Raw genomic sequence first — 6,042 nt, forward strand, 5'->3', positions numbered from 1 at the left:
GAAGTCTATGAACTCTTCCAAAGTGCTTGGTCAGGGGCAGAGTACCAACCTGATAAGGCAGACCAAGGAATTGAAGACCATACCATCTATGCCATCAACGCCTTGGGGCAATACGATATCCTCAATGAAGACCTGTCAGGACTAGAGGATGCGGATGACATTCGCCAAGTGCCAAGCGAGCTGGATGCCATTGTCACTAACATTCGTGACCTAACGCATACTCTCGCCCTAAAACCACTCGCTCGCCCATGGTTACCACCGTTGGCAGAACGGATTTCTTTGGATGAACTATACTTTGAAAAACCTCAGTGGACAAGTGGAAAATCTAATTTAGAGATTGTGTTTGGAAAAATTGATATTCCAAGTCGGCAAACTCAAATTTGTGCAGCACATTCTTTTTCAAAAGATGGTAATATTGCCTTATTTTCAGGTCCAGGTATGGGGAAAACCAACTTCTTATTAACAGTAGCTCTTGATTTAGCAAGACGTAATACCCCAGAGCAATTGAATATTTATCTGTTGGATTTTGGGACAAACGGTTTACTACCATTGCTTAATCTTCCTCATGTTGCAGATATTATTTACGCAGATGATAATGAAAAAATTCCTAAGTTCGTTGTCCGCCTTAATGATGAGATGAGGCGAAGAAAATCTTTATTTGCTTCCCACACTGTCGCTACCTTAGAAGCTTATGAACAAGTTAGTGGAGAAGTTCTTCCGAAAATTGTTCTTTTTATCGATAGCTTTGAGGGGTTACGAGGAACACCGAATGAGTTAGCTTTGGAAGGAATTATTACGACTATTTCTCGTGATGGTGCAGGTTTCGGACTTTATTTGGTACTTACAGCTGGTCGATTAGCTGCATTAAGAGCAAGCCTTCAATCTAATATAAAAACTAAGTTATCATTGAAATTGACAGATGATTCAGAGTCTAAGACAATTGTTGGAAGAACTCAATTAGTTATCGAAGATTTACCAGGACGAGGTTTAATTAAGGTTGATAATCCTGAAATTTTTCAGGTAGCATTACCAAATAAAGGAGTGGACGCTTTTGAGATTACAGAAAACTTAAAAGCAGAAATCGTTGAAATAGACAAACATTGGAAAGGCGAACGCCCACATCGCATTCCGATTGTGCCTGAATTATTATCGTTCAATAACTTCTCAACGATGCCTAGCACCAAGCAAGCTATACAAAATCAAGAATTTCCATTTGGTATTAGCTATGATGATGTTATTAGTGTTTCAATTGCCATTAAGCAGTTGGGTCATATATTGGTGGAATGGGATAAAGTTACCGCAAGGCAGAATATACTTAGACACTTGCTTGATGTCGCAACATTGGTGCTTGGTGTAGAGAATATTAGTCTTTATAATAGTGATGATATGATGCTTGAACATAGTGAAAAATTTGGGTATATTGTCAATTTAGATAGTAATGAGACCGATGTTTCCTTAATTGCTGAGGCGCTGAAGGAACAGATTATTGAAGAACGTCAACGACAATACTATCAGGATCGTTTTATTTTCATATCAGATCTAGGTCATTTTATAGAGGTAACTCGTTTGACAGATAATGATTTTGCCTTGATGTACGAAGAAGGTCAAAAAGTTGGGATACACTTTATTTTCGTGTCAAGCAAAGCTTATTTAACGCATAAGAATAGTATTCAACGTTATTTAGAATTGAAGCCAGTTGTTGGTATTGTTGTTGGTATGAAAATGGTAGACCAAACCTTCTTTAAACGTAGTTCAACGGGTATAGAAGGACCACTTAATACGGACCAAATTTACCTCCATTATAAAGACGTACAGACACTTTTGAAAATAACGAAATAAGGAGAAATATTAATGAAGAAGAATTTTGAAGAAATGAGCTTTGATGAACTCAAGTTGTATCGACGCGAGGGACTTTGGAGAAGTTTAGGCATTTTGCTAGTGGTCATCTCTGTCATAGTTGGTATGATTATCATGATTACTAATCACTCCTCTCAATCCAGTATCTACCGTTTTAGAACATTGGGACTTATCATTATTATAGGTTTATTGGGGTATTTACGCACAATTGCTAATGCTAATAGGGTGATGAGAGAACATCCAGACTGGATAAGAAACTCAGGATTTAGCGCTAAAATTCCTCTTCCAAGAGAGTGGCATGTAAAACGGTCAATAGTCATCGGAGGAGCTCTTTTAAGTGTTATAATTGGTTTCATAACACTCTACCAACCTACTGTTGTTAGAGAGAGAAATGTTCCAGATACCTCAACATCAACTAGCATCGTGAACCAGAATAATAGTACTTATGATTCAGGCTTGCAGTCTATTAGTGATAGCGCTACTGAGGTAGAAGTTGATAGTAGCTCAGTGACAGAAGGGGGACAGGAATGACAAAGTCAAAAGCTCGTGATGCTCAATTAAAGGCGAGAATTACCAGGAATAAAGCTAAAAGAGATAAATATAAGCGTGTTAAAAACTCTATCTCAAATCATTCCCTAAATTTCCAACGTAGCGTGTCTGGTGTAGATAGCTTAATTGAAACTTGTAAAGATGCTCTTGATAAATTAAATGGGAATGCGGGCTATCAGTCATATCTATCCAATTTCCAAACGAAGCTAACAAACGATAAGAAAACTCTGACTGAATATCGTGATTTTGTTAAAGATGCGAATACTTCTTTCATAAATTTATATGATACTCTAGAAGAAAAAATTTCGGTACTAGATGTCTTAATTGACAGCGATCAAGCTGAATTTAATGAGGGACACACACCTTTTGTAGATGAATACTATTATTGGTGGGATTAGCATTTATTAGAAAGGAGTAACGGATGTCTGATATTATCAATGCCTCTATTAATGATAGTGGTGGAGCGTGGGGAAGCGCAGATACGATTGAGTATGACAACAGTAATATCGAAAATATTAAGAGTGATTTAGAGATGGCTCTTGCCTATCTTGATGAAGTTAAGACCCAAATTGGGAATTTAGAGGCTTATGATAAGCAGTGGAAGGGTAAAGCGAAGAATACTTATGAAGATCTTAAGAACTTCCTTAACCAGTATCATGATGATTACCATACGAGCGTAAGCAATTTACAGACAGCTGTATCAGGCTTGGAAACCCTCATCAATGATATTCCTTCCGCTACAGTAATAAAGGAGATAGATAACGCATGAAAACATTGACTTTAGAAGCTCTATATACTTTACAACTGATGAATGATCAATCTGATGAGTTGTCTTTCCTACCATCTCCTCTTTTGTCGGAGGGAAAAACTCGAAAAGAACAGCTCAAGGAGATTCTTAAAAAAGGCTATCATGACTTAGAAGAAATAGGCTTGCTCAAAGAGAATGAACCAACGGATGAATTTGTCCGTTACGGTTATTACATTAGCCTTTACGCCAAAAACTATTACCATTTTCAAGTGGACAGTAATTATTTTTGTGCTCCTGGTGTTGACCAAGACAAGCGAATGGCTGTTATTATAAAGCGGGTAGGAGATAATGCTTACATTATTGATTATTTTAATACCATTGCTTTACTAAGCATTTTACTTGAGAATCATGATGTCCTACATCATTTAGATGATAAGAAAAAAAATTATTTGAAGTCTGAGTGGGAACCATATGCTTATATGCGTTTATTGGCCTATTATGGGGATGCTAAGACTATACGCCTTAAGGTAGAGCAACTTGGGAAAATATACTCAGATAGGCTTTTCTTCAATACAAAAAGTGGTTTATTTGAATACGATATGATGGAGCAGGCTATTCGCTCGGTTTCAGTTAGCGAGATGAAGCATAGTTTGATTAGCAATATGAAAGTGAGGGCCTAATATGGCTGAAGTTTCTTTTGAAGAGATGAGAACAGGGGATGGCAGTAATGGGACAATCAAGCTGGACTTAAATGAACAGTCTGAATTGATTTTAAAAGCTTATAATATTACCATTGCTTGTACTAATCTCACACAGTATATTTCTAGTGTTGTAAGCTCTCTACCAGGTGTTAGTAGTCAAGGAATTTTTAAAAATTACATTGGAAATGATGGAGATTTGAACCTCTATTCTGTCAAAGCTCAAGAATTGCAGACCTTGGCGGAGGTTATGCATCAATTTGCTCTAGATACCTATTCAACAATGGTAAATGTGGATAATATTCAAGCCCTTGAGATAGGAAATCTCCTGTTAAATACACAAGTTCCAGCGACTTCTTCGGCAACTGCAGAAGAGAAAAGTAGGTTATCGGAGTCACAAACTACTGTCAGAAATAACCAACAGTCGGCTTTTGACTATTTTAAATCGTTAAAGGACAAGTAAGGAGAGGTGCATGACAAATTATTATTCAAATAAGTCAGATTTTAGCTCTGGTTCAGGCACAGGTACAACAAGTAACTATTATGGAGCCTCCTATAGTATTGACGGTGAAACCCAGCTAACAAATTTGTTGACGGCGATTGATGAGGTTGCACAGGTCGTTAAGTCTGAAGGACTCTCACATTTGTATGTACAAACAGGGGATGCCAGCTTAGGGAAAGATATGCCAAGCTCTACCTTCAGTACAGCTTATGACAGAGCAGATAGCATGCTGACTTCGGCAAAACGCATTCATAGTGAGGTGTTAGAGCGGCTTGATGGAAAATTTACCAAAGGGGTCGATAATAGTCTAAAATCCTTAAATGAGGTTAATGGGAGTGAAAAACCTTACCAGTCCAAAAACCTCACTTACCAAAAAACGAATACCATGTATGACGAAATGGGTAATGCATATGATTACCAAACGACAGAGCACTATAGTCTAGCCGATATTTTAGATCATAAAGCAAGCCCTGTTAAAGCAGCCCAAGAGATTTATCAGAATCGTTTAGAAAATTTAAGGGATAAACTAACAGAAGCTAATGGACTTAGTGCAGAGGAAGTCAAGAAATATAAAGGAATGAGTGATGAGGAGCTGATGAGTCAGTTCTATATTTCAGGTCAAATAGGCAATTACTCGAGTTTAAAGCACTTCCAATGGCAGGAGGATAATAAAGAGTGGCTAGAGCCAGTTGAGCAGTGGCTAGGGATAGGGCTTCTTGCAGTTTCTATTGTTGCGTCAGTTGTTTCGTGGGGGGCTGCCTCTCCAACTGTTGTTGCAGCGGCAACGGCAGTAGCAACGACCACAGCAACAGCAGGAACGGTTTATAGCGTTGTAGATGGAGGTTATTCTGCTATTACGGGAAACACCTTGGTATCAGGGACTGTATTAGATACGGATGATCGTTTGTGGGCCGCAGCGGAAGCTATTACTGCAGCTGGAACCATGGGAGTCGGTAGAGTCTTCAAGGCCGCTGGTGCTGCTGATGACACTATAAAAGTAGCAACAAAAGCAGCAGATACAGTAGATGATGCGACAAATCTGGTTCATATAGGTTATAATACTATTATCCATGGTGAGGATCCGACTCTGGCTTTAGTAAGCTTTGCCGGGGGTAAGGTTGTCTCAGGTGTGAACAAGCATATTGAAGAGAGTCGCGCTAAGAGTAATGGCGATTCAGGTGGAGGCAATCCAGCCTACCAAGAGTATGTCGAACGTAAGATTTTAGAAGGTAAGAGCTATCTTTCTGAGCCAGACTGGGCACAAAAGGTTGCCACTATCGAAAGTAATACCTCCACGTACTCAAATTTCAAGGCCAGTCAGTTAGAAGTCTTTAAGAGTCAAGCAACAGATGTTGAATCCAACATCACAATTGAAGTCAAGAATGCTTCAGGAGAGACCCAACATGTCCAAGTAAAGGCGATAGGCTTTGATGAAGCGGGTAATATCCGCATTCAGGATTACACAACAGCAACCGGAGGTTTGTCTGTTAGCCGTCAGGCCTTGCTAGAGGCCTTATCTAAATATGGTGGAACCGTTGTAGGAAAAGGTAAAGGTGCCTTTACTGGTGGTACCGAAATCAAGCCTGGAACACAGATTGATGTGGTGTCACAGAAGACGAATGACATTGTTATTGATAAACATGGAAACTCGTTTAAGGTCATCACCCTAAAAAATGGGGAGAACGCTT

At 38.9% G+C, this 6,042-nt stretch carries 7 protein-coding genes; all 7 read left to right on the top strand.

The window, feature by feature from the left end; all coding sequences use genetic code 11:
- Window positions 1-1,839, top strand: a 1,839-nt coding sequence (locus A3GS_RS0108880; protein ID WP_018365052.1) for an FtsK/SpoIIIE domain-containing protein, incomplete at its 5' end; no start/stop codon positions are given.
- A 12-nt stretch (window positions 1,840-1,851) separates the two neighbouring features.
- Window positions 1,852-2,388 (top strand): hypothetical protein, encoded by a 537-nt coding sequence (locus A3GS_RS0108885; RefSeq protein ID WP_018365053.1) that lies wholly within the window; start codon window positions 1,852-1,854, stop codon window positions 2,386-2,388.
- A complete protein-coding gene (locus A3GS_RS0108890) occupies window positions 2,385-2,804 on the top strand; it encodes a hypothetical protein (RefSeq protein ID WP_018365054.1) in 420 nt (139 codons plus the stop codon). Before A3GS_RS0108885 ends, A3GS_RS0108890 begins: the two co-directional genes overlap by 4 nt.
- Window positions 2,805-2,827: 23 nt before the next feature.
- A complete protein-coding gene (locus A3GS_RS0108895) occupies window positions 2,828-3,175 on the top strand; it encodes a hypothetical protein (protein WP_018365055.1) in 348 nt (115 codons plus the stop codon).
- On the top strand, window positions 3,172-3,834 hold the full coding sequence (locus tag A3GS_RS0108900; protein ID WP_018365056.1) for a hypothetical protein: 663 nt from the start codon (window positions 3,172-3,174) through the stop codon (window positions 3,832-3,834). Before A3GS_RS0108895 ends, A3GS_RS0108900 begins: the two co-directional genes overlap by 4 nt.
- Window position 3,835: 1 nt before the next feature.
- Entirely contained in the window at window positions 3,836-4,315 is a 480-nt protein-coding gene (locus tag A3GS_RS0108905; protein ID WP_018365057.1) for a hypothetical protein, read from the top strand.
- Between the two features lie 10 nt (window positions 4,316-4,325).
- Window positions 4,326-6,042: hypothetical protein (locus A3GS_RS0108910; RefSeq protein ID WP_026216341.1), on the top strand; the 1,717-nt coding region annotated here is incomplete at its 3' end.

The organism is Streptococcus caballi DSM 19004 (assembly GCF_000379985.1).
Taxonomy (GTDB): Bacteria; Bacillota; Bacilli; order Lactobacillales; family Streptococcaceae; genus Streptococcus; species Streptococcus caballi.